We start from the raw sequence: 20,429 nt of genomic DNA on the forward strand, positions 1-20,429 counted from the left end.
CGTCGGTACGCTCGGCGCGGCCGGTGCGCGGGGGCACCAGTCCCGAAAGGGGATTTAGGACCGGTTTTGCGAACGTCCGGGACTCGCAACGGTTCAACTGCAACGCACAAAAATCTTAACCAGACCTTTCGTGCTTTAGGGTGAGGCTGCTTGTCGGGTCGTTCGCCGTCTGCCTAGCGTCGCCACCGGGGCATCATCGGGGGCTGAAATGGACGCGGCGGTCGCGTGGATCGACGGCATTGCGCGCGAAACCATGTTGTTCGCCGCGATCGGATTCCTGATCGGCGGCATCGACGACCTGGCGGTCGATCTTGCCTATGTCGTGCGCGCGATCCGCCGGCGGTGGCGTGGGTCCACAGTCCCGGTGATGGCCGACTTTCCGACGGCGACCTGTACCGGGCGGATCGCGGTGCTGGTGCCGGCATGGGACGAGGCCGCGGTGATCGGCGCGATGCTGCGCGCGACGCTCGGCCGGTTCGATCATCCCGACTGGCGGCTCTATGCCGGTGCCTATCCCAATGACGCGGCGACGATCGCCGCGATCGCGGCAGTGGCGGCGGAAGACGACCGGGTCAGGCTGGTGCTGACCCCGCGCCCCGGTCCCACCACCAAGGCCGACTGCCTCAACGCGCTGTGGCGCGCGGTCCTGGCCGACGGCGCGGTGGAGGGCAGGGCGTTCAGTGCGATCGTGCTCCACGATGCCGAGGATGTCGTGCATCCCGGCGAATTGCGGCTGTACGACCATATGCTGCGCCATGCCGATGCGGTGCAGATCCCGGTATTGCCGCTGCCCGACCCGGCGTCGCGATGGGTATCGGGCCATTATATCGACGAGTTCGCCGAGGCCCATGGCCGGCAATTGCCGGTGCGCCACGCGCTGGGCGCGGGACTGCCGTTCGCGGGCGTCGGCTGCGCCATCTCGATCGCGATGCTGGCGCGGATTGCCGAGGCGCGCGGCGGTCTGCCGTTCGACGATGCCAGCCTGACCGAGGATTATGAGCTGGGCCTGACCGTCCGGGCGCTGGGCGGGCGGGGGGTGTTCGTCCGGGCGCTCGAAACGCCGGACGGACCGCCGGTGGCGGTGCGCGCCTATTTCCCGGCGACGCTGGCCACCGCGATCCGGCAGAAGGCGCGCTGGATGACCGGCATCGCCCTTGCCGGATGGGATCGTACCGGCTGGCATCGTGGCTGGCGCGACCATTGGATGCGGATGCGCGACCGGCGGACGATCCTCGCGATCCCGATATTGGCGACCGCCTATGTCGCACTGGTGGCGTGGGGGCTGGACGAAGCGGTGCATAAGTGGCGCGGCAGCGCGCCGGCGGCGATCGATCGCGACATGCTGTGGGTGCTGTACGCCAATGTCGCGCTGTTCGCGTGGCGGATGGCGGTCCGGTTCGCCATGGTGCGGCGCGCTTATGGCCGGCGCGAGGCGTTGCGATCGATCCCGCGCGTGTTCGTCGGCAACTTCGTCGCGCTGTTTGCGGCGCGGCGGGCGGTGCTGCGCTATGCGGCGCTGCTGCGCGGGCAGCCGGTGCGCTGGGACAAGACCGCGCATCATTTTCCGACCGACCTGCCGGCATGATGGCGCCGGGACGGGGACGACCGGTCCGGTTTCTCGCCATCGTCCTGTTCGGCTGGGTCGGTATGCGCGTCGTGCTGCTGTTGCCCGATGCGGTCGAAATCGTGACGCGGGAAGCGGCCGGGTTGGCGATGCCGAACGTCGTGGCGGCGCCCGTACCCGCCCACGAGAAACTTCGCACTGCTTTTCCACCGGTTTTTCGACAGGTTTATCCACAACGGCCAATTACCCGGCCCGCCGCGGCGCCGATGGACCGGGTGGAATTCGCGTTGGTCGCACCGGTCGGGCCGGCGGTATCGAAGCCGGGCGGGGCGGCTGCAGGCGATCCCGTTTTGCCGCGACCCGATCTGCCGCCGGGGGCGGCGCGCCCGGGGCTGCGGGGCAGCGCGTGGATCGCGGTTCGCGGCGGATCGGCGACCGGCGGACCGGTGCAACTGGGCGGCGGGCAGGCGGGGGTGCGGCTGCGGCTGCCGGTCAATGCACGCGATCGGGTCGCGCTGGTCGGACGGATCGCCGCGCCCTTGGCGGGGCAGGGGAGCGAGGCGGCGTTCGGCGTCGAATGGCGACCGGGCGGAGGCGCGCTGGCGATTGTGGCGGAGCGGCGGATCGCACTCGACCGGGGCGGCGACGGGACTGGGCTGGGGATGATTGCCGGGATGGACCGGGCGATCGGCGAGCGGATCGTCGTCGAGGGCTATGGCCAGGCGGGGGTCGTACTGCGGTCGGGGACGCAGCCTTATGCCGATGGCGCAGCGCGGGTGCTCTACCGCATCGGACCGGGGCGATTGCGGCTGGGGGTCGGCAGCTGGGGCGTCGCACAGCGCGAAGGGGCGCGGGTCGATATCGGGCCGTCGGCGGTCGCGGTCCTGCCGCTCGGCAAACAGGCGGTGCGGCTGTCGCTCGACTGGCGGCAGCGGGTGGTGGGAAAGGCAATGCCGGGGTCGGGACTGGCGCTGACGCTCGGCAGCGACTTTTGAGGGCAGCGACTGGCCGTCAGCCCGCGAACGCGGTAACCGGGACCGCCATGGATCTGTACCTTCCCATCGCCAACCTGTCGGTCAATGCGCTGGTCATCGTCCTGCTGGGCGGCGGGGTCGGGTTTCTGTCGGGGATGTTCGGCGTCGGTGGCGGGTTCCTGACCACGCCGCTGCTGATCTTCTACGGCATTCCGCCGACCGTCGCCGCCGCATCGGCCGCCAGCCAGGTGACCGGGGCAAGCGTGTCGGGGGTGTTCGCGCATCTGCGGCGCGACGGGGTCGATTTCCGCATGGGATGGGTGCTGGTCGCGGGCGGCGTGCTGGGCTCGATCGCCGGGGCGGGCATTTTCCGCCTGCTGCAATCGAGTGGCCAAATCGATACCGTCATCGCCATCCTGTATGTCGTGATGCTCGGGTCGATCGGCGGGTTGATGCTGAAGGAGGCAATCGGCGCGGTGCGGGTGCTGCGTGGCGCGATCCCGCCGCGCGCCGCCCGGCGGCGGCACCATCCACTGGTCGCAGCGCTGCCGCTGCGCTGGCGCTTCTATGCGTCGGGGCTGTATATCTCGCCTTTCGCGCCGTTGCTGCTGGGGTTTGCGACGGGCATCCTGACCGTGCTGCTGGGGGTGGGCGGCGGCTTCATCCTCGTGCCAGCGATGCTGTATCTGCTCGGCATGGGGACGCGGGTGGTGGTCGGTACCTCGCTGTTCCAGATCCTGTTCGTCACCGCAGCGGCGACGATGGTCCATGCGCTGACGACCAAGGCGGTCGATATCGTGCTGGCGGTGCTCTTGCTGATCGGATCGGTGACCGGCGCGCAGATCGGCGCCCGCTTCGCGCAACGGGCCAAGCCCGAATATCTGCGGCTGGCGCTGGCGATCATCGTGCTGGCGGTGGCGTTCCGCATGGCGCTGGGACTCGGATGGCGGCCCGACGAAATCTACACGGTACAGCCGGCATGAAGCGGGCGCTGACCCTCGCGCTGGTCGCGCCGCTGACGATGGCGGCGGCGGCGCCGGTGCTGGTCCCCGACGTGTCGACCCGCGACGTGCGGATCGCGTACAGCTTCACCGGCGCCGAGCTGCTGCTGTTCGGGGCGATCCTCTATCCGGGCGGACGGGTCCCGCAGGGCGATACCCCGGCAGAGGTCGTGGTGGTGGTGAAGGGTCCGCCGGAATCGATCGTCGTTCGCGAGAAGGAAAAGGTTGCCGGAATCTGGGTCAATGCCGACCGGATGCGCTACCGCTCCGCGCCGTCCTTCTACGCGATCGCATCAGCCCGGCCGATCGAGCGGATCGTCGACGACCGCACCCGGGCGATCTACGAACTGGGGCTCGACAGCCTGCAATTGTCGCCATCGGCGGGCACATCGGCGGAGGATCAGGCGCGCTTCGCCAAGGGTTTCGTCGCCCTCAGGGAACGCGCCGGCCTGTATGTCGAGGCGCCGAGCGCGGTCGAGATCACCGACGACGTGCTGTACCGCGCGACCATCACCATTCCGGCGCGCGTACCGGTCGGCAAATTTACGGCGGAGACGTTCCTGATCCGCGACGGACGGGTACTGGCCGCTGCGGTGCGCGACATCGATATCCGCAAATCGGGGTTCGAACGGTTCGTGGCGATCGCGGCGGAACAGGCGTCGGTGCTGTACGGGCTGGCGGCGGTGTTGTTGTCGGTCGGGTTCGGCTGGGCGGCGGGGGCGCTGTGGCGGCGCTTCTGAGCGGTTCTCGACGGGGATGCGCGGATCGTTAGCCGGTTCTCAGAAGCCCTGGATCGCCTCGGGATCGATCGCACCGATCAGGCGGCGGGCGGCGCGGCGGGCGAAGGCGAGGGTGCAGCGTTTGCGGACATGGGCGGGCAGGGGGGTGGTCGACGCCTCGCGCAAGATGGTCGCTTCGTAGCGATCGGCGACGATGATGCCGGTGCGGTCGGGCAGAAACGCTTCCCCGCCGAGCGGCGCCACGTCGAACCCGGCCGGGACCGCCCAGAAATAGCGGTCGCAATGCCCGAGATAATCGGTCCATTTGCCGTCGCCGAGCAGGTCGGCGCGCGAAACCTTGATCTCGACGATGACGATCTGTCCGCGCGAGTCGATCGCCATCAAGTCGGCACGGCGTCCACCGTCGAGCGGGACTTCGGCCATCGCGGTCAGATCATGCGCCAGCAGCATGCGGGTGACGCCGCGGGCAACCTCGGCAGCGATCAGTGGATGGGAGTCGGGCGCGGGCGGCAGGGCGCCGAGGGCTAGGCTGGCCATGCCCGCATCATAGGAACATTATGCGAACGATGGAAGCGCCTTCCGCCGTACCGATCACCCGTCAGCGATAAAAAACGTGATTGCCGAGCGATGCGACGCGGGTGTGGTTCCATTTCGGGCTGACGCGGCGTGCATGGAAGAACAACGCGCCTTCGGCAGGGCTGTCCCACAGGTCCTGCGCGGCGATACGGGCGATGGCGACCGCGGTCTTCCACGCCGGGCGCCTCGTGTCGACGTCGGGCAGGCGACCGCCCTTCACGAAGGAAAATTGACCGCGCTGGGTCAGCACGCCGCATACCGAGGTGGGAAAGCGGCCCGAGGTCGTGCGGTTGAGGATGACGTCGGCGACGGCGAGTTGGCCGGCAAGTGGTTCACCCTTGGACTCGTAATAGACGCCGATGGCGAGGCAGTTGAGTTCTTCGTCGTCGATCGTGGCGGTCTGGGCAGCGACAGCAGCGTCGAGCGTCGAGAAATCCGCATCGATATCGGTAGCGACGGCGGGCTTGGCAATTTCCTGAACGATTTCAGCGGGAGCGGCGAACTGCACCGGAACCTTTGCCGGGGTCGACAGGTTGGTGACACGTCCGGGCGAGGCGGTTTCCTCGGCCGATAGTGGTGCGCCCAAGCCGGCGAAAAGGGACATGCCGGCGAGAACCGCCATGGGGAAGCGCAGCTTCATCCGTCGTCACTGTCGTGCGGTGAACCGGCACGCCAAACCCGTTCCACGTGGAACCCGTGCGCCTGCCCCCCGACTGCGCCACCGATCGAAACCCTGACCGGTCCAGCGCTGATCTTCGTTGCAGCGCGGGTACGGCTCCAAAGGTTAACAGGTCAATTCGCCCACAGCGTTTCAGCGGCCAACGGTTCGACTGCTGCGACGATCGCCTCTACCACCCATAAATCCGGGTCGCGGGCGCGGCGCCCCTGCCAATAGTCGGTCAGCGCCGCTTCACCCACCATATCCGGTTTGCGCCGGACGATGCGCGACCGTCCGTCGAGGTCGCGTTCGCGTTCGAACAGGCGGGCGATGCCGTCGCGGTCGATTGCCAGCAACAGGATGATGCCGGAGTCGCGGTCGCCCTTCGCCAATATCATCGCGCTCCCGCCGGCCTGCTCCACAGCCCGCGCGAAGGCGTTGACGCGCAGCGCCGTCGGCCAATCGTTCATGGCTGGGCGTAGCCGGGCAGGGTGGCGAGCGGAATGCGGCTCTTCATGAAGGTGCCGGTACCGCGTGCCGCTTCCTCGCCGTCACCATCGATCAGATGGGCGTCGGCGATGAACACCCGCCGCTTGCCGCTGACCCAGCGCCCCTCGGCAATCACCCGCCCGGGACCGAGCGGCCGTTGCAGCAACAGGTTGAAGGCGGTCGTCAGCAGAAAGCGATCGGTGACCAGACTGTTGGCGGCGTAGAAGGCGGCGTCGTCGAGCATCTTGAAATAGGTCGTACCATGGGCGGCACCGGCGGCATGGAAATGGCGTTCGTCGATGGTGAAATGAATGCGCGCCAGCCCGGCCTCGACGATTTCCAGCCGGGAATCGAACAGGCGGTTGATCGGGGCGGCGGCGTAAAGCGCCTCCAACGCCCGGAAATGCGCCGCCTCGCCGGCGGGCGTCTCAGGCGGCGTCACGTGCCTCGACACCCGACAGCAGCGCATAGAGTGCGTCGGCCGATCCCGCCCCGCGCAATTTGGCGCGGAACGCCGTATCGCGCAGCGCGCGCGAGATGCGCGCCAGCGCCTTCAGATGATCGCCACCGGCATCGGCGGGCGAGAACAGCGCGAAGATCAGGTCGACCGGCAGTTCGTCGACCGCGCCGAAATCGATCGGGCGGGCGAGCCGGACGAACACGCCACGCACCGCACCCGGCCGATCGAGCCGGGCATGGGGAATGGCGATGCCGCCACCAAAGGCGGTGGTACCCAGCTTCTCGCGATCGGCCATGCGATCGGCGAGCGACTTCGCATCGACCCCCGTCACCGTTTCGGCGACGGAAGCGATGTGGGTGAACAATGCCTTGCGGGTGCCGGCGGCGTAGTCCGCCAGCACCGTTTCGGGAGTCACAAGATCATGAAAATCGTACAAGTCAGGCTGCGCGATTGGGCTCGACCCAACCGATCGTGCCGTCATGGCGGCGATAGACCATGTTGAACGACCCGGTGCCGCTATTCTTGAACAGCAGCGCGTTGGTGTTGCGCAGATCGAGCATCATCACCGCGTCGGAGACGCTGGCATCGGGCACGTCGACCCGCGTCTCGGCGATGATGAGGGGGGCGTCGGCGACCTCCTCTTCCTCCTGCTCGCTGCCGCCGAACACGGTGTAGCCGGCATTGTCGAAGCCATTGTCGTAACCGCCGGCCTCGTTCATCGCCACGACCTGTGCGGCGTTGCGATCCTTCAAACGACGGGTGTAGCGACGCAGCTGCTTTTCGATCTTGTCGGCGGCACCGACGAACGCGCCCTGCGCCTCCTGTCCGCTATTATGCCCCTTGAGGACCAGCCCCTGCGTCACGTGGCAGACGATGTCGCAGACGAAACCATTGTCGTGCGGCCCCTTGCTGAAGGTCGCGGTCGCCGAGATCGCGCGCTGGAAATATTTGTCGGCGATGCCCTGGAGACGCTCCTGGACCATCTCCTTCAGTGCGTCCCCAGTGTCGACCTGGTGCCCCGAAACCCGGATGTCCATGTAATCCTCCGTCATTGTGAAATCGTGTGAGCCGCTGAAAGCGGGTGGTGTCAACGCCTCACGTCGGCGACTGGCCCCATAACGGGTCCTTCAAAGTCGCGACGAAGGCGGCGTGGACCGCAAGTTCGTCGGCGCTGGGCGCGAAATGGCGCGGCGGCCGGGCGCGCGATGGTGCGATCCGGTCGACCGTTTCGACAAGGATCGTCGGCGACGTGTCGAGACCGAAGCCGATCTGGCGCCCGCCCATCAACTCGACATAGACCTGCGCCAGCAATTGCGCGTCGAGCAGCGCGCCGTGCAGTACGCGGCGACTGCGGTCGATACCGAAGCGGACGCACAGCGCATCGAGCGTATGCTTGGCGCCGGGATGGCGGCTGCGCGCCATCGCCAGCGTATCGACCATCCGCGAGAGGCAGATGGGATCGCGCCCGCACGCACCGAGTTCGCCGTTCAGAAAGCCGAAGTCGAAGGTCGCGTTATGCGCGATCAGCGGACTGTCGCCGATGAACGCCAGCAGATCGTCGATCGCGGTATGAAAGGCGGGCTTGTCGGACAGGAAGGCATCGGACAGGCCATGGACCGCCTCCGCCTCCTTCGGCATCGGCCGGCCGGGGTTGAAATAGGCGTGATAGACATTGCCCGTCTCGACCCGGTTGACCAGTTCGACGCAGCCGATTTCGACCAGCCGGTCCCCTTCCGAAAATTTGAAGCCGGTGGTTTCGGTATCGAACACGATCTCGCGCATGGTGATCTTATCCGCCTTCGCCGCCCCCCATGCAAGCGACGAGCGCGGCGACCTGCGCCCGTGTCGCGTCGAGCGTGGTGTCGGTGTGGATAAGATGCGTGGCGCGCGCGCGTTTTTCGGCGTCCGGCAGTTGCGACGCGAGAATCGCGGCAAAGGCCGCCTCGGTCATGGTCGGGCGGGCGAGGACCCGGGCGCGCTGTACGGCGGGAGCGGCGGTGACGACGGCGACGGAGTCGCAGCGCGACTCGCCACCGGTTTCGAACAACAACGGTACATCGAGCACGACCAACGGGGCGGTGGCATGGGCGTCGAGGAAGCGTTGCCGCTCCGCCGCGACCGCCGGATGGACGATCGATTCAAGACGTTTGCGTGCCGTCGGGTCGATGAAGATCCGGTCGCGAAGTGCCTTGCGATCGACCCCGCTTTGATTGGTGGTTCCGGGAAAGGCCGCCTCGATCGCCGGGAGCAGTGGACCATTCGGCCCCTGCAGCGCGTGGACGGTCGCGTCGGCATCGAACACAGGCACGCCGAGGTCGCGGAACATCTGCGCGACGGTCGACTTGCCCATGCCGATCGATCCGGTGAGGCCGAGGATATGGGTCATTGATCCAGTCCGCTCCACTGCTTCCGTACCCCGGCGCAGGCCGGGATACGGGTCGCGCGGGGCGGGGCGCTCACGCCAGCAACCGTTCGCGCAGTTCCTCGTCTCGGTCGCGGGGCGGGGCGACGCCGAAGAACAGTTCGAATGCCAGCGCCGCCTGTCCGACCAGCATCTCGAGACCATCGACGGTATCGAGCCCGCGATCATGCGCCTGTGCCAGCAGCGGCGTTTCGATCGGGGCATAGACCGCGTCGTAGACAACCGCATCCTGCGGCAGCGGCGTCAGATCGATATCGAGTGGCGGTTGTCCGGTCATGCCGAGCGTGCTGGCATTCACCACCAATTTCGCCGGGGGTAGCGGAGCGGAAAGGGGCAGGGCGTCCCCCTTCAGGCCCAGCGCTGCGAGCAGCGCGGCAGCCTTGAGCGGATTGCGGTTGAGGATCGTCACCCGGCCGACCCCGAGCTTCGACAGCGCGAACAGAATGGCGCGGGCAGCACCGCCGGCGCCGATCACCGCCACCGGTTGCTTCGTCAGGTCGAGGCCGGCGATCGGCGCATGAAACCCGGCGGCGTCGGTGTTGGTGCCGATCCACGCGCCGCCTTCGCCGCGAAACACGGTATTGATCGCGCCGATCGACCCGCGCACGTCGCCTGGATCGGCGACATGGTCGAGTGCCGCGAGCTTGTGCGGAACGGTGACGTTGCACCCGCGCCAGTCGGGGTCGGTGCGGCGGGCGTCGAAATACGCCGCCAGTGCGTCCGGTTTCACGTGGAACGTTCGATACTCGGCGTCCATCCCCAGCTGGTCGAGCCAGAAGCTGTGGATAAGCGGTGACTTGGAATGGGCGATCGGATCGCCGATCACCTCGGCATAGGGTTTCATGCGGGCAATATTCCCCGTTGGCGCAGATAGCGCGCGATTTCGAGCAGCGGCATGCCGAGGATCGTCCAGTGATCGCCGTCGATCCGGTCGAACAACTGCACGCCCGGCCCCTCGATCCGGAAACAACCGACACAGCCGGCGATCGCAGGCCATTCGACGTCGAGATAGCGATCGATGAACGCGTCGGACAGCGGCCGGACGGTCAGCTTCGCATGACCAATGTGGCGCCAGACGGGACGCCCGCCCTCGACGAAGACGGCGGCGCTGAACAGATCGTGGCGTCCGCCGGACAGGGCACGCAGATGCGCCGCGGCATCGGCACGGTCGACCGGCTTGTCGAGGACGGTCCCGTCGGCAAGCGCGACGACCGAATCGCCACCCAGTACCATCGCCCCGCCGACACGGGTGGCGGCGCGCATCGCCTTCATCTCGGCCAGCGCATCGGCAAGGTCGCGGGGTTTCAGCTTCTCGCCGGCCAATGCCGCCTTGGCCGCTTCCTCATCGAGACCGCTCGGGATCGCGTCATGCGCAATGCCGGCGGCGTCGAGCATCGCCCGGCGGGTGGCGCTCATCGATGCGAGGACGAAGCTCATGCGCGCGCCTCCAGCTGGCGTTCGTTGCACAGGGTAATGATCGCCGCGGCGGTTTCCTCGATCGAGCGGCGGGTGACGTCGATCACCGGCCAGCCATTATCGGCGAACATCCGCCGCGCGAACGACAGCTCGCGCACCACCGCATCCTGTTCGACATAATCGGTGTCGGGCATCTGGTTGAGCGACAGCAGCCGGTTGCGCCGGATCGCGATCAACCGGTCGGCACTGGTGGTCAGCCCGACGACCAGCGGACGTTGCAGGCGAAACAGGATCGACGGCGGCGGGCTTTCGACGACGATCGGGATGTTGGCGGTCTTGTACCCGCGATTGGCGAGATAGATCGAGGTCGGCGTCTTGGACGAACGCGACACGCCGGCCAGGACGATATCGGCCTCTTCCCAGTCCTCCGACGCGATGCCGTCGTCATGGGCGATGGTCCATTGGATCGCATCGACCCGGGCGAAATAGGCGGCGTCGAGGCTGTGCTGCCGCCCCGGTCGTGCCTTCGCCTCCTGTCCGAGCAGGCTCGACAACGCGTTGCTGACCGCGTCCATCGGCGCGACGATCGGCAGGCCCAGTGCGGCGCAACGCGCCTCCAGCATGCGGCGGATCGCCGGGTTGACCAGCGTGTAGAGCACCAGCCCGGGATTGACCGCGATCTCGGTCAGGATGCGTTCGAGATGCGCTTCGGAACGGACCATCGGCCAGAAATGGCGCATCGTGTCGACATCGTCGAACTGCGCCAGCGCCGCCTTGGCGATATTCTCCAGCGTCTCGCCGGTGGAGTCGGACAGAAGGTGGAGGTGCAGCCGCATCGGGGGCCTTTCGGCACAAGCCTGTGGATAAGTCGGGGGCAGGGGCTAGCGTAACTCGCCCCCGCCGCCAAGCTGTGGAAAAGCCCCCGATCGATCCCGACTTATCCACAATCCCGACACAGGTGGCGATTCCATGCACAGGCTGTGGATAACGGGGATGTACCGACGTGAATCGGCGGACTCGTGCGGGTTTCGTGCCGTCAATCTGTTGGCATTTCGGGTAATCCACCATAAGCCCCGTTACCCACCGCCCAACCACTTCCAACAACCCTATTAGATTCTACTTATTAGTAGAGGAGCGACGAGGCTGACCGTGTCCCTTCCCGTGAAACCGCTGCTCCGGGTGCTTGCCGGCGAGAAGCTGTCCGTTCCGCCGATGTGGCTCATGCGACAGGCGGGACGCTACCTGCCCGAATATCGCGCGCTGCGGGCGGAGAAGGGGGGCTTTCTCGATCTGGTCAACGACCCCGCCGCAGCGACCGAGGTGACGTTGCAGCCGTTGCGCCGGTTCGCGTTCGACGGGGCGATCCTGTTCAGCGACATATTGATGGTGCCGAACGCGCTGGGACAGAAATTGTGGTTCGAGGTCGGCGAGGGGCCACGCCTTGCGCCCGAGTTGCGGACGCGGGCGGCGATCGATGCGCTGGTACCCGATGCGGCGATCCTCGACCCGGTCTATGCGACGGTGCGCGGCGTCGCGGCGGCATTGCCCGAAGCGACGACGTTCCTTGGCTTCGCCGGATCGCCGTGGACGGTCGCCACCTACATGATCGCGGGCAAGGGCAGCCGCGAGCAGGCGGAGGCGCGGCGTATGGCCTATGGCGATCCGGCGGCGGTGCAGGCGCTGGTCGACCGGATCGTGGCCATGACGATCGACTATCTCGTCGGTCAGGTCGAGGCGGGCGTCGAGGCGGTGCAGTTGTTCGACAGCTGGTCGGGAAGCCTTGCCCCCGCCGAATTCGAACGCTGGGTGATCGCGCCGACGGTGGCGATCGTCGAAGGATTGCGGGCACGGGTCGATGTGCCGATCATCGGCTTTCCCAAGGGGGCGGGGGGCAAGCTCGCCGCCTATGCGCGCGAGACGCGGGTCGATGCGATCGGGCTGGACGAGACGGTCGATCCGGTCTGGGCGAACCGCGAACTGCCGACGGGTCTGCCAGTGCAGGGCAATCTCGACCCGCTGCTGCTGATCGCCGGTGGCGGGGCGCTCGACGCCGGGGTCGACCGGGTGCTGGCGGCATTTGCCGACAGGCCGCATGTCTTCAACCTCGGCCATGGCATCCAGCAGGATACGCCGATCGCGCATGTCGAACGGCTGGTGGCGCGGGTGCGCGGGGCATGAGCGGGTTTCTCGGCGGCGCCTATCTGTGGGTGAAGGCGGCGCATATCGTCTTCGTCATCTTCTGGATGGCGGGGCTGTTCATGCTGCCGCGCTATCTGGTGCATCATCAGGAAGGGTTGGACGATCCCGCCGAGCCGCCGCGCTGGATCCGGCGCGAGGCGTTGCTCAAGCGGATGATCCTGACCCCGGCAATGGTGATCGTATGGGTGCTGGGGCTGCTGCTGGCGGCCAATGTCGGGCTGTTCGATGGCGGGGCCGGGCTGGGCTGGCTGCATGCCAAGCTGTTGGTGGTGGTGCTGCTGAGCGGCTATCATGGCTGGGCGGTCGGCTATGCGAAGAAGCTGGCGGCGGGGCGGCCGACACTGACGCCGAAGCAGTTGCGGCTCGCGAACGAACTGCCCGCGCTGGCAGCAATCGCAGCGGTCGTACTGGCGGTGGTGAAGCCGTTCTGAGCGGCAGTGCTTGACTTGAAGCCAGCCGCGACCTAGGTCTTTCGACAGTGGTGCCCGGTCCTCGGTGCGCCCGTCCCAGCCGCTTGCGTCCGCCTTTCCTGCCGACCTTGCCTCCTCATCGCTGATCTGGACCACCCCCCGATGCATCTCAAAGACTTAAAGAAACACGCCCCTGCCGAACTGGTCTCGATGGCCGAAGAGCTGGGCGTCGAAGGCGCGTCGACGATGCGCAAGCAGGACCTGATGTTCGCGATCCTGAAGGCACGCGCCGAAAATGGCGAGCAGATCATGGGCGTCGGCACGATCGAGGTGCTGCAGGACGGCTTCGGTTTCCTGCGGAGCCCGGAAGCCAATTATCTGGCCGGGCCGGACGATATCTATGTCTCGCCGAACCAGGTCCGCAAGCATGGGCTGCGCACCGGCGACACGGTCGAGGGCGAGGTGCGTGCGCCCAAGGATGGCGAGCGCTATTTCGCGCTGAGCAAGCTGGTCTCGGTCAATTTCGACGATCCCGACGCGGTCCGCCACCGGGTCAATTTCGACAATCTCACGCCGCTCTATCCCGAACAGAAGCTGACGCTCGATCAGCTCGACCCGACGATCAAGGATAAGTCGGCGCGGGTGATCGACATCGTGTCGCCGCAGGGCAAGGGTCAGCGCACGCTGATCGTCGCCCCGCCGCGCGTCGGCAAGACCGTCATGTTGCAGAACATGGCGAAGGCGATCACCGACAACCACCCCGAAGTGTTCCTGATCGTCCTGCTGATCGACGAACGTCCCGAAGAAGTGACCGACATGCAGCGCAGCGTGAAGGGCGAGGTGATTTCCTCGACCTTCGACGAACCGGCGCAGCGCCACGTCCAGGTCGCCGAAATGGTGATCGAGAAGGCCAAGCGGCTGGTCGAGCACAAGAAGGACGTGGTGATCCTGCTCGACTCGATCACGCGTCTGGGTCGCGCCTACAACACGGTCGTGCCGTCGTCGGGCAAGGTGCTGACCGGCGGTGTCGATGCCAATGCATTGCAGCGGCCGAAGCGCTTCTTCGGCGCGGCGCGTAACATCGAGGAAGGCGGGTCGCTGTCGATCATCGCCACCGCGCTGATCGACACCGGCAGCCGCATGGACGAAGTGATCTTCGAAGAGTTCAAGGGCACCGGTAACTCGGAAATCGTCCTCGATCGCAAGGTGGCCGACAAGCGCATCTTCCCGGCGCTGGACGTCGGCAAGTCGGGTACGCGCAAGGAAGAGTTGCTGGTCGACAAGACCAAGCTGTCGAAGATGTGGGTCCTGCGCCGCATCCTGATGCAGATGGGCACGATCGACGCAATGGAGTTCCTGCTCGACAAGATGAAGAATTCGAAGACCAACGAGGATTTCTTCGACAGCATGAACCAGTGATCGAATGCGGCAGGCAACGTGCCGTTGCCTGCCGCATTCGATCCGGCCGGCGGGGCAGCGCCCCGACCGACGACGCGGGCTTCGCCCGCGTCCGCCACCAACGACCCGCCCGTCTTTTCAATAGGAGAAGGCGGGCGTTGTCTTATCCAGGGCCGATCGACATCCAACTCCCTGTACGCAGACGACTGCTTTACCCGGCATCGTCATTTTCGCGGAGGATGGAGCCGAGCGCGCAACGAGAACCCGCGCTATGCCGGAGTAACGGCAATGTGGCGCGATGACCCGCTATCGCACGGACAAGCCTTCGCTTATCGCCATCCACAGCTTTTCCGCCTATCGTGCCCACAAACCATATCGGGAAGGCTCCCATGAAAATCCACGTCGAAGTCGATTGCACCCCCGAGGAAGCGCGCCGCGCGATGGGCTTGCCCGACTTCACGCCGGTCCATGAACGCTATGTCGCGATGTTGACCGAGACGATGGAGAAGGGCGCCAGTCCCGAACTGCTCAACCAGTTGATGCAAAGCTGGGCACCGATGGGCGAGGCGGGCATGACCTTCTGGCGCAAGATGTTCGAGTCGGCGGGCCGTGGCGGCTGACACGATCTTCGCGGTGTCGAGCGGGCGTCCGCCCGCCGCCATCGCCGTACTGCGAATTTCGGGAGCCGCTGCGATCGACGCGGCGACCCGCCTCGCGGGCAAGCTGCCGCCGCCGCGCCGGGCGGGCGTGCGTGCGCTGCATGATCCCGTGGACGGGCAATTGCTCGACAGTGCGCTGATACTCGTGTTTCCGGGACCGGCAACGGCGACCGGAGAGGATCTGGTCGAACTGCATCTGCATGGCGGACGGGCGGTGGTTGCTGCGGTCGAACGGGCGTTGGCGGCGATCGACGGGCTGCGTGCTGCCGAACCGGGGGAGTTCACGCGGCGGGCCTTGGCGCATGGCCGGATCGATCTGACCGAAGCCGAGGGTTTGGGCGACCTGTTGTCGGCGGAGACCGATGCGCAGCGCCGTATGGCACTGGCCAACAGCGACGGGCGGCTGCGGCGGACGGTGGCCGAATGGAGTGCGGCGGCAACGCGGCTGTCGGCGATGGTCGAGGCGGTGCTCGATCATGCCGATGAGGACGATGTCGATGCCGGCGACGATGTGCTGACGTCGGTCCGGCGCGAGGCGACCGCGCTGGCCGACGCGATCACGGCGGTTTTGGCGGTACCGCCGGTCGAGCGGTTGCGCGACGGCATCCGGGTGGTGCTGGCAGGCCCCCCCAATGCCGGCAAGTCGACGCTGTTGAACGCGCTGGTCGGGCGCGAGGCGGCGATCGTGTCCCCGCTGGCGGGCACGACGCGCGATGTCATCGAGATACCGGTCACCCGCAGCGGCATTGCATGGTTGTTTCTGGATACCGCCGGACTGCGCGAGGACAGCAGCGATCCGATCGAGCGGATCGGGATCGATCGCGCGACTGGGTCGATGGCGACGGCGGATATCGTGCTGTGGCTGGGCGACGATCCTGCGCCGGTCGAGGCGATCGCGCTTCACCCACGTTGCGACGTTCGCGACGCCATCGCCGTTCCGGCAGACCGCATCGCCGTTCCGGCAGACCGCATCGCCGTATCGGCGACAACCGGGCAGGGCCTCGACCGGCTGTGGCAGCAACTGGTCGATCGCGCGGCGACGTTGCTACCCAAGGTCGACGACCTGTCGCTCAACCGGCGACAGGCGGCACATGCCGGTACTGCGGCGGCTGCGCTGATGCGTGCGGGCCGGCAACAGGACCCGCTGTTGCTCGCCGAAGAACTGCGCTATGGCGTGCAGGCATTCGCAGCTCTGACCGGGATGCGCGCGACCGAGGCCGTTCTTGACGATCTATTTGGTCGCTTCTGTATCGGCAAATGATGTTCCACGTGGAACCTGTGCATGACCTTTGATGTGATAGTGATAGGTGGCGGCCATGCCGGCACCGAAGCGGCGTCGGCAGCGGCGCGACGCGGCGCAACGACGCTGTTGATCGATTTCGAGCCGGCGCGGATCGGGGCGATGTCGTGCAATCCGGCGATCGGCGGATTGGGCAAGGGGCATATCGTCCGTGAGATCGATGCGCTCGACGGTCTGATGGGACGCGCAGCCGATGCAGCGGCGCTCCATCACCGTATGCTGAACCGATCGAAGGGATCGGCGGTGCAGGGGCCGCGCGTGCAGGCGGATCGCGTTCTTTATTCTGCTGCAGTTCGGACGTTGCTCGCGCATCCCAAGCTGACCGTGATGGCCGGCGATACCGTCGCGCTGGTGGTCGGGGGCAGCCGGGTACGAGGTATCGAACTCGCCGATGGTACGACAATCGCCGGGCAGAGCGTCGTTCTGGCAACCGGCACTTTCCTCGGTGGAACGATGTTCCGGGGCGAGGAACGGGCGATCGGCGGACGGACCGGCGAACGCGCGGCGACGCGATTGGGAGCGCAGCTACGCGACCTGGGGTTGCCGATCGCACGGTTGAAGACCGGGACGCCACCACGGCTCGACGGGCGGACGATCGACTGGGCAGCGCTGCCCGAGCAGCCGTCCGACGCCGATATCTGGACGATGTCGCCGCTGACCGATCCCGCGCGGCGGCTGCCGCAACTGGCCTGTGCGATCGCACGGACGACGCCCGAAACGCACGATATCATTCGCGCCGGGCTGGATCGGTCGCCGCTGTTCAGCGGTTCGATCAAGGGGCGGGGCCCGCGCTATTGCCCATCAATCGAGGACAAGGTGCATCGCTTCGGTGACCGCGACGGGCATCAGATTTTCCTCGAACCCGAGGGGCTCGACACGCATCTAGTCTATCCCAATGGCGTGTCGACGTCGCTGCCGACCGATGTGCAGCTGGCGATGCTGCGCAGTGTCGCCGGCCTCGAACGGGTCGAGATCGTGGCGCCCGGCTATGCGGTCGAGTATGACTATATCGATCCCCGCGCGTTGACGCCGACGCTGGCGTTGCGCGCCTTGGACGGCCTGTATTTCGCCGGGCAGATTAACGGTACGACCGGATATGAAGAAGCCGGCGGGCAGGGGCTTGTCGCCGGGGCGAATGCGGCCGGTGCTGCGCTCGGGCTGGACCCGCTGATCCTGCCGCGCGAGTCGAGCTATATCGGGGTGATGATCGACGACCTGGTGCTGCAGGGCGTGTCCGAACCCTATCGGATGATGACCGCCCGTGCCGAATACCGACTGCATCTGCGATCGGACAATGCGGCGACCCGGCTCGGGGCGATCGGGGCGGCGGCGGGACTATTGTCGGTCGAACGCCGGGCGCAGCAGGAAGGCCGCACCGAGCGCCGGGCGACGTTGCGCGAGCGGCTTGCGCAGCGTCACGTCGCGAACGTGCTGGCGACCAGAGGCGCGCCGGTGAGCGGCACCGATACGCGGAGCGGCGCTGATTGGCTGTTGGTCGCCGGCATCGTCCCCGAGCATCTGGGTATCGCGGACAACGACGACGTGCTTGGCGAACTGATCGAGGACGCGCGTTATGCGCCGTATCTCGAACGGCAGGCGGCGGAACTGGCGGCGGCGCGGGTCGATCATGTCGATCTGGCACCCGACTTCGCCTATTGCGCGGTGCCGGGGCTGTCGAACGAGATGGTCGAGCGGCTGACATCGGCAGCGCCGGAAACCTTGGCGGCAGCGGGGCGCATCCAGGGCGTGACGCCCGCCGCACTGGTTGCGATCCTGCTTCATCATCGGTCGGGCAAGCTGGCGGCATGATCGAAGCAGAGGCGCGCGACTGGATCGAGTCGCGTTTCGGCAGCGAACGGACGGCGTTGCTGGCGCGTTTCGCCGAGCGCATCGTCGTCGAAACCGCGCATCAGAATCTGATCGCGGCATCGACGGTCGATCATATCTGGGACCGGCATCTGCTCGATTCGGCGCAACTGGTGCCGCTGACTGACAAGGCTTCGACCGGCGACTGGATCGATATTGGATCGGGCGCGGGTTTCCCCGGGATCGTCGCGGCAATTCTGACCGATCGGCGGGTGCTGCTGGTCGAACCGCGCGCCCGGCGGGCGACGCTGCTGACCGAGATGGCCCAGACGCTCGGCTTAAGCAACGTCGTCGTGCATCAGGCGAAGATCGAGAAACTCGCTGCCGACCGTCCCGCCGCGATCATCAGTGCGCGTGCGGTCGCGAAACTTTCGACGCTGTTTGCAATCGGCCATCGGCATAGCGACTCCGATACGATATGGGTGTTGCCGAAGGGACGTTCGGCCGCCGAAGAGGTCGCCGAGGCCGGTACCGAATGGTCCGGATCGTTCCACGTGGAACATAGCGTAACCGATCCGACCTCGTCGATCGTGGTCGCAAGGGGAGTGCGCCGAGCATGATTTGCATCGCCATCGCGAACCAGAAGGGGGGCGTCGGCAAGACCACTACCGCGATCAATGTCGGCACCGCGCTGGCGGCGACCGGACTGGACGTGCTGATCCTCGATCTCGACCCGCAGGGTAACGCCTCGACCGGCCTCGGTATCGGTCGCAACGATCGCGAATATTCGACCTATGATCTGCTGGTCGGCGACATGATGCTGAACGAGGCGGCCGTCGCGACGCGGGTGCCGCGCCTGTCGATCGTGCCGGCGACGGTCGATTTGTCGGGGGCCGAGATCGAACTGATCGAGTTCGAAGCGCGGACCCATCGGCTCGACCGGGTGGTCGAGGCGAGCGGCGGGAAGTGGGACGTCATTCTGATCGACTGCCCGCCATCGCTGGGGCTGCTGACGATCAACGCGATGGTCGCGAGCCATGCGTTGCTGGTGCCGCTGCAATGCGAGTTCTTTGCGCTGGAAGGATTGAGCCAGTTGCTGACCACCGTCGAGCGGATCCGCGGACGGTTCAATCCGGGGCTGGCGATCCTCGGCGTGGTGCTGACGATGTATGACCGCCGCAATCGGCTGACCGATCAGGTGTCGGACGATGTACGCGCGGTGTTGGGGAAAGTAGTGTTCGATACGGTGATCCCGCGCAATGTTCGTCTGTCGGAGGCGCCGAGCCATGGCATGCCGGCGCTGATCTATGATTATCGCTGTGCCGGGTCGGAAGCCTATATCGCGCTGGCTCGCGAAGTGATCGCGCGGCTGCCGGGTCTGGCGGAGGCGGCATGAGCGAACAGGCTGCACCGCGTCGCCCCCGCGCCGGGGGATTGGGCCGAGGGCTCAGTTCGCTGTTGGGCGAACCCGATGGCGAAGGGTCGGGCCCGCGCGCGTCGAGCCCGCCGAGCGGTGTCCGGCAGATGCCCGTCACCGCCCTGTTGCCATTGCCCGGACAGCCGCGCCGCTTCTTCGATGAATCGGCGCTCGACGAATTGGCGGAGTCGATTGCCGCTCGCGGCGTCATCCAGCCGATCGTCGTGCGACCGCACGGCAAGGGCTATCAGATCGTTGCGGGCGAGCGCCGCTGGCGCGCGGCGCAACGGGCGCGGCTGCATGAAGTACCGGTGGTCGTTCGCGACTTCACCGATGCCGAAACGATGGAAATCGCGCTGGTCGAGAATATCCAGCGTCGCGACCTGACCGCGATCGAAGAGGCGGAGGGCTATCGCCGGCTGATCGACGAATTCGGCCATACGCAGGAGGCGTTGGCCAACCTCGTCGCCAAGTCGCGCAGCCATGTCACCAATTTGCTGCGCCTGCTTGAACTGCCCAAGCCGATCCAGGACATGGTCGGCGACCAGCGGTTGAGCATGGGTCACGCCCGCGCGCTCATCAACGTGCCCGGCGCGGAGACGATCGCCGAGAAGGTCGTCGCCAAGGGACTGTCGGTGCGCGATGCCGAACGACTGGCGCGTAACGCCCGCGAACCGCGCGACAGCAAGCCGCAACGTTCACCGCGTCCAGCGAACGAAGGCGGTGGCGGCGATGGCGCCAGCGATGCCGATCTGCGTGCGCTGGAGCGGCAACTGGGCGACGTGCTGGGGCTGAAGGTCGATATCGTCTTTGGTGAGAAGGGCGGGACGATCACCGTCAATTATTCGACGCTCGGTCAGCTCGACATGGTTTGCCAAAGGTTGAGCGGCGAGCGGATCTGACACGCAAAATTTACGGTCGGCCAATATCTTGGCGGGCA

The 20,429-nt window shown here is 66.7% G+C and carries 24 protein-coding genes; 13 read left to right on the forward strand and 11 right to left on the reverse strand.

Features of this window, described 5'->3' with window-relative positions:
- Positions 1–208 precede the first annotated feature (208 nt).
- Genes MF607_RS11450 through MF607_RS11465 form a run of 4 tightly spaced genes read left to right on the forward strand, consistent with a single transcriptional unit; the run spans position 209 to position 4,279 of the window.
- On the forward strand, positions 209–1,585 hold the full coding sequence (locus tag MF607_RS11450; RefSeq protein WP_242118783.1) for a glycosyl transferase family protein: 1,377 nt from the start codon (positions 209–211) through the stop codon (positions 1,583–1,585).
- Positions 1,582–2,559, forward strand: a complete 978-nt coding sequence (locus tag MF607_RS11455) for a hypothetical protein (protein ID WP_242118786.1) — start codon at positions 1,582–1,584, stop codon at positions 2,557–2,559. The genes MF607_RS11450 and MF607_RS11455 overlap by 4 nt, the downstream gene beginning before the upstream one ends.
- A gap of 47 nt (positions 2,560–2,606) precedes the next feature.
- Positions 2,607–3,521, forward strand: coding sequence for a sulfite exporter TauE/SafE family protein (locus MF607_RS11460; protein WP_242118788.1), 915 nt, complete (start codon positions 2,607–2,609; stop codon positions 3,519–3,521).
- The gene (locus MF607_RS11465) at positions 3,518–4,279 is read left to right on the forward strand and encodes a TIGR02186 family protein (protein WP_242118790.1); all 762 of its coding nucleotides are present in this window, start codon (positions 3,518–3,520) and stop codon (positions 4,277–4,279) included. Before MF607_RS11460 ends, MF607_RS11465 begins: the two co-directional genes overlap by 4 nt.
- Before the next feature lie 39 nt (positions 4,280–4,318).
- Here MF607_RS11465 and MF607_RS11470 read toward each other — a convergent pair whose 3' ends face one another.
- The 11 genes from MF607_RS11470 to MF607_RS11520 all read right to left on the reverse strand — a co-directional run bounded on the left by MF607_RS11470 (position 4,319) and on the right by MF607_RS11520 (position 11,136).
- Positions 4,319–4,816: an MmcB family DNA repair protein gene (locus MF607_RS11470; RefSeq protein ID WP_242118793.1), complete on the reverse strand. Its 498-nt coding sequence runs from the start codon at positions 4,814–4,816 to the stop codon at positions 4,319–4,321.
- Between the two features lie 61 nt (positions 4,817–4,877).
- Complete coding sequence (locus MF607_RS11475) at positions 4,878–5,495, reverse strand: cell wall hydrolase (protein ID WP_242118795.1); 618 nt, start codon at positions 5,493–5,495, stop codon at positions 4,878–4,880.
- Positions 5,496–5,647: 152 nt separating this feature from the next.
- Positions 5,648–5,983, reverse strand: coding sequence for a DUF1491 family protein (locus tag MF607_RS11480; RefSeq protein ID WP_242118796.1), 336 nt, complete (start codon positions 5,981–5,983; stop codon positions 5,648–5,650).
- Entirely contained in the window at positions 5,980–6,471 is a 492-nt protein-coding gene (locus MF607_RS11485; RefSeq protein ID WP_242118799.1) for a PaaI family thioesterase, read from the reverse strand. Before MF607_RS11485 ends, MF607_RS11480 begins: the two co-directional genes overlap by 4 nt.
- A complete protein-coding gene (locus MF607_RS11490; RefSeq protein ID WP_242118801.1) occupies positions 6,431–6,898 on the reverse strand; it encodes a PTS sugar transporter subunit IIA in 468 nt (155 codons plus the stop codon). Before MF607_RS11490 ends, MF607_RS11485 begins: the two co-directional genes overlap by 41 nt.
- A 1-nt stretch (position 6,899) precedes the next feature.
- On the reverse strand, positions 6,900–7,499 hold the full coding sequence (gene hpf / locus MF607_RS11495) for a ribosome hibernation-promoting factor, HPF/YfiA family (protein ID WP_066692624.1): 600 nt from the start codon (positions 7,497–7,499) through the stop codon (positions 6,900–6,902).
- Between the two features lie 58 nt (positions 7,500–7,557).
- Positions 7,558–8,244 carry a DNA polymerase III subunit epsilon gene (gene dnaQ / locus MF607_RS11500; RefSeq protein WP_242118803.1) on the reverse strand — a complete coding sequence of 229 codons (687 nt, stop codon included), beginning with the start codon at positions 8,242–8,244 and terminating at the stop codon, positions 7,558–7,560.
- Between the two features lie 7 nt (positions 8,245–8,251).
- Positions 8,252–8,848 (reverse strand): dephospho-CoA kinase, encoded by a 597-nt coding sequence (coaE, locus tag MF607_RS11505; protein WP_242118805.1) that lies wholly within the window; start codon positions 8,846–8,848, stop codon positions 8,252–8,254.
- Between the two features lie 70 nt (positions 8,849–8,918).
- Entirely contained in the window at positions 8,919–9,728 is an 810-nt protein-coding gene (gene aroE, locus MF607_RS11510) for a shikimate dehydrogenase (RefSeq protein WP_242118807.1), read from the reverse strand.
- Complete coding sequence (locus tag MF607_RS11515; protein ID WP_242118810.1) at positions 9,725–10,321, reverse strand: Maf family protein; 597 nt, start codon at positions 10,319–10,321, stop codon at positions 9,725–9,727. The genes aroE and MF607_RS11515 overlap by 4 nt, the downstream gene beginning before the upstream one ends.
- Positions 10,318–11,136, reverse strand: a complete 819-nt coding sequence (locus tag MF607_RS11520; protein WP_242118812.1) for a pyruvate, water dikinase regulatory protein — start codon at positions 11,134–11,136, stop codon at positions 10,318–10,320. Before MF607_RS11520 ends, MF607_RS11515 begins: the two co-directional genes overlap by 4 nt.
- Before the next feature lie 313 nt (positions 11,137–11,449).
- Between MF607_RS11520 and hemE the strand changes: the two genes are divergently transcribed.
- The 9 genes from hemE (at position 11,450) to MF607_RS11565 (ending at position 20,391) form a co-directional block, all read left to right on the forward strand.
- Positions 11,450–12,478, forward strand: a complete 1,029-nt coding sequence (gene hemE / locus MF607_RS11525) for a uroporphyrinogen decarboxylase (protein WP_347340883.1) — start codon at positions 11,450–11,452, stop codon at positions 12,476–12,478.
- Positions 12,475–12,930: a CopD family protein gene (locus MF607_RS11530; RefSeq protein WP_242118814.1), complete on the forward strand. Its 456-nt coding sequence runs from the start codon at positions 12,475–12,477 to the stop codon at positions 12,928–12,930. The genes hemE and MF607_RS11530 overlap by 4 nt, the downstream gene beginning before the upstream one ends.
- A 141-nt stretch (positions 12,931–13,071) precedes the next feature.
- A complete protein-coding gene (gene rho / locus MF607_RS11535; RefSeq protein ID WP_242118816.1) occupies positions 13,072–14,328 on the forward strand; it encodes a transcription termination factor Rho in 1,257 nt (418 codons plus the stop codon).
- Positions 14,329–14,696: 368 nt separating this feature from the next.
- Positions 14,697–14,927 (forward strand): DUF6489 family protein, encoded by a 231-nt coding sequence (locus tag MF607_RS11540; protein WP_242118819.1) that lies wholly within the window; start codon positions 14,697–14,699, stop codon positions 14,925–14,927.
- Positions 14,917–16,227 carry a tRNA uridine-5-carboxymethylaminomethyl(34) synthesis GTPase MnmE gene (mnmE, locus tag MF607_RS11545; RefSeq protein ID WP_242118821.1) on the forward strand — a complete coding sequence of 437 codons (1,311 nt, stop codon included), beginning with the start codon at positions 14,917–14,919 and terminating at the stop codon, positions 16,225–16,227. The genes MF607_RS11540 and mnmE overlap by 11 nt, the downstream gene beginning before the upstream one ends.
- A 21-nt stretch (positions 16,228–16,248) precedes the next feature.
- Positions 16,249–18,075: a tRNA uridine-5-carboxymethylaminomethyl(34) synthesis enzyme MnmG gene (gene mnmG / locus MF607_RS11550; RefSeq protein ID WP_242118824.1), complete on the forward strand. Its 1,827-nt coding sequence runs from the start codon at positions 16,249–16,251 to the stop codon at positions 18,073–18,075.
- On the forward strand, positions 18,072–18,692 hold the full coding sequence (gene rsmG, locus MF607_RS11555) for a 16S rRNA (guanine(527)-N(7))-methyltransferase RsmG (protein ID WP_242118827.1): 621 nt from the start codon (positions 18,072–18,074) through the stop codon (positions 18,690–18,692). Before mnmG ends, rsmG begins: the two co-directional genes overlap by 4 nt.
- The gene (locus MF607_RS11560) at positions 18,689–19,468 is read left to right on the forward strand and encodes a ParA family protein (RefSeq protein ID WP_056457743.1); all 780 of its coding nucleotides are present in this window, start codon (positions 18,689–18,691) and stop codon (positions 19,466–19,468) included. Before rsmG ends, MF607_RS11560 begins: the two co-directional genes overlap by 4 nt.
- Positions 19,465–20,391, forward strand: a complete 927-nt coding sequence (locus MF607_RS11565) for a ParB/RepB/Spo0J family partition protein (protein ID WP_242118829.1) — start codon at positions 19,465–19,467, stop codon at positions 20,389–20,391. The genes MF607_RS11560 and MF607_RS11565 overlap by 4 nt, the downstream gene beginning before the upstream one ends.
- Positions 20,392–20,429: the final 38 nt, after the last annotated feature.

It is taken from the genome of Sphingomonas lacusdianchii (assembly GCF_022664395.1).
GTDB classification, from domain to species: Bacteria; Pseudomonadota; Alphaproteobacteria; order Sphingomonadales; family Sphingomonadaceae; genus Sphingomonas; species Sphingomonas lacusdianchii.

What these genes read in the sequence shown, in the direction of transcription:
- MF607_RS11455 (WP_242118786.1), top strand. Translation starts at nt 1,582, where the DNA reads ATGATGGCGCCGGGACGGGGACGACCGGTCCGGTTTCTCGCCATCGTC.
- MF607_RS11540 (WP_242118819.1), top strand. Translation starts at nt 14,697, where the DNA reads ATGAAAATCCACGTCGAAGTCGATTGCACCCCCGAGGAAGCGCGCCGC.
- MF607_RS11530 (WP_242118814.1), top strand. Translation starts at nt 12,475, where the DNA reads ATGAGCGGGTTTCTCGGCGGCGCCTATCTGTGGGTGAAGGCGGCGCAT.
- MF607_RS11475 (WP_242118795.1), bottom strand. Translation starts at nt 5,495, where the DNA reads ATGAAGCTGCGCTTCCCCATGGCGGTTCTCGCCGGCATGTCCCTTTTC.
- coaE (WP_242118805.1), bottom strand. Translation starts at nt 8,848, where the DNA reads ATGACCCATATCCTCGGCCTCACCGGATCGATCGGCATGGGCAAGTCG.
- MF607_RS11565 (WP_242118829.1), top strand. Translation starts at nt 19,465, where the DNA reads ATGAGCGAACAGGCTGCACCGCGTCGCCCCCGCGCCGGGGGATTGGGC.
- MF607_RS11460 (WP_242118788.1), top strand. Translation starts at nt 2,607, where the DNA reads ATGGATCTGTACCTTCCCATCGCCAACCTGTCGGTCAATGCGCTGGTC.
- hpf (WP_066692624.1), bottom strand. Translation starts at nt 7,499, where the DNA reads ATGGACATCCGGGTTTCGGGGCACCAGGTCGACACTGGGGACGCACTG.
- MF607_RS11480 (WP_242118796.1), bottom strand. Translation starts at nt 5,983, where the DNA reads ATGAACGATTGGCCGACGGCGCTGCGCGTCAACGCCTTCGCGCGGGCT.
- MF607_RS11470 (WP_242118793.1), bottom strand. Translation starts at nt 4,816, where the DNA reads ATGGCCAGCCTAGCCCTCGGCGCCCTGCCGCCCGCGCCCGACTCCCAT.
- MF607_RS11485 (WP_242118799.1), bottom strand. Translation starts at nt 6,471, where the DNA reads ATGCGCTGCTGTCGGGTGTCGAGGCACGTGACGCCGCCTGAGACGCCC.
- MF607_RS11560 (WP_056457743.1), top strand. Translation starts at nt 18,689, where the DNA reads ATGATTTGCATCGCCATCGCGAACCAGAAGGGGGGCGTCGGCAAGACC.
- MF607_RS11465 (WP_242118790.1), top strand. Translation starts at nt 3,518, where the DNA reads ATGAAGCGGGCGCTGACCCTCGCGCTGGTCGCGCCGCTGACGATGGCG.
- mnmG (WP_242118824.1), top strand. Translation starts at nt 16,249, where the DNA reads ATGACCTTTGATGTGATAGTGATAGGTGGCGGCCATGCCGGCACCGAA.
- MF607_RS11450 (WP_242118783.1), top strand. Translation starts at nt 209, where the DNA reads ATGGACGCGGCGGTCGCGTGGATCGACGGCATTGCGCGCGAAACCATG.
- rsmG (WP_242118827.1), top strand. Translation starts at nt 18,072, where the DNA reads ATGATCGAAGCAGAGGCGCGCGACTGGATCGAGTCGCGTTTCGGCAGC.
- MF607_RS11520 (WP_242118812.1), bottom strand. Translation starts at nt 11,136, where the DNA reads ATGCGGCTGCACCTCCACCTTCTGTCCGACTCCACCGGCGAGACGCTG.
- dnaQ (WP_242118803.1), bottom strand. Translation starts at nt 8,244, where the DNA reads ATGCGCGAGATCGTGTTCGATACCGAAACCACCGGCTTCAAATTTTCG.
- rho (WP_242118816.1), top strand. Translation starts at nt 13,072, where the DNA reads ATGCATCTCAAAGACTTAAAGAAACACGCCCCTGCCGAACTGGTCTCG.
- aroE (WP_242118807.1), bottom strand. Translation starts at nt 9,728, where the DNA reads ATGAAACCCTATGCCGAGGTGATCGGCGATCCGATCGCCCATTCCAAG.
- MF607_RS11515 (WP_242118810.1), bottom strand. Translation starts at nt 10,321, where the DNA reads ATGAGCTTCGTCCTCGCATCGATGAGCGCCACCCGCCGGGCGATGCTC.